1 protein-coding gene is annotated in these 1,018 nt (G+C 67.8%); it reads right to left on the bottom strand.

The genetic code is table 11. The features are described from left to right. Window positions 1-1,018, bottom strand: a 1,018-nt coding sequence (locus tag DMP05_RS09620; RefSeq protein WP_123220237.1) for an IS256 family transposase, incomplete at both ends; no start/stop codon positions are given.

Raw genomic sequence — 1,018 nt, 5'->3', positions numbered from 1 at the left:
CGACCACGCGGATGCGACGGCGTATTTCCCTGTTCAGGCGCTCGATCGCGTTGTTCGTGCGGATGCGCCGCCAATGCTCGCGCGGCATCTCGCAGCACGCCAGCGTCTCGGCATACCCGCCGCGCACCACCTTGGCGGCCTCCTTGAGCCGCATCGATTCCAGGCCGTCGGCCACGGCCTCGGCCTTGGCGGCGGCCGCCTCGCGAGACTCCATCGCGTGGATTGCCTTGAGCATGGCCGCCGCCTGCGGCCTCTTCGATTTCGGAACCTTGGCGAGGACGTTGCGGTAGAAGTGCACGGTGCAGCGCTGGTATTTGGCGTCGGGGAAGACCTCGGCGATCGAGCCGACCATGCCGGCCGCCTTGTCGCCCACGAACATGCGCACGCCGCGCAGCCCGCGGGACTTGAGCCACGACAGGAAGTCGCGCCAGCATTCCGACGACTCGGTGAAGCCCTCGGCGCAGCCGATCACCTCGCGGTAGCCGTCCTCGTTCACGCCGATCGCCACCATGACCGCCACGTTCTCGTAGGAGCCGCCCCAGCTGCGCTTCAGGTAGATGCCGTCGACGTAGACGTACGGGTATTCGCAGGTCAGCGGCCGGCACCGCCACTCTTCGACCGATTTGAACGCCTTGTCGTTGAGATTGGAGACCGTGCCGGCGGAGACGCCCGCGCCCCGCAGGATCTCGCTGACGTCCTCGATGCGGCGCGTGGACACCCCGGCCAGGCGCATCTCGATGATGGCCTCCTCGACGCTGGTCTCGCGCCTCTTGCGGCGCTCGACGACGGCGGTGGCGAAGCGCATGCCCTTCAGCTTGGGCATCTTGATCGTGACCCGGCCCGACGTCGTGGTGAATCCGCGCTCGTAGTGCCCGGCGCGGTACGCCGCGAGCTCGTCGGTTCGCTCGTACGGGCCCGCGCCCACAAGCTGGTCGGCCTCCTCGTCGAGCATGGCGTTGATGGTCTCCTCGATGGTTTTCCTGACCAGCTCGCGAAGCTCGGACTTCACCGCCTCCTC

Source organism: Slackia isoflavoniconvertens (genome assembly GCF_003725955.1).
GTDB lineage: Bacteria > Actinomycetota > Coriobacteriia > Coriobacteriales > Eggerthellaceae > Slackia > Slackia isoflavoniconvertens.
The sequence above is the reverse complement of the archived record's forward strand: the minus strand, read 5'-3'. Positions and strand labels throughout refer to the sequence as shown.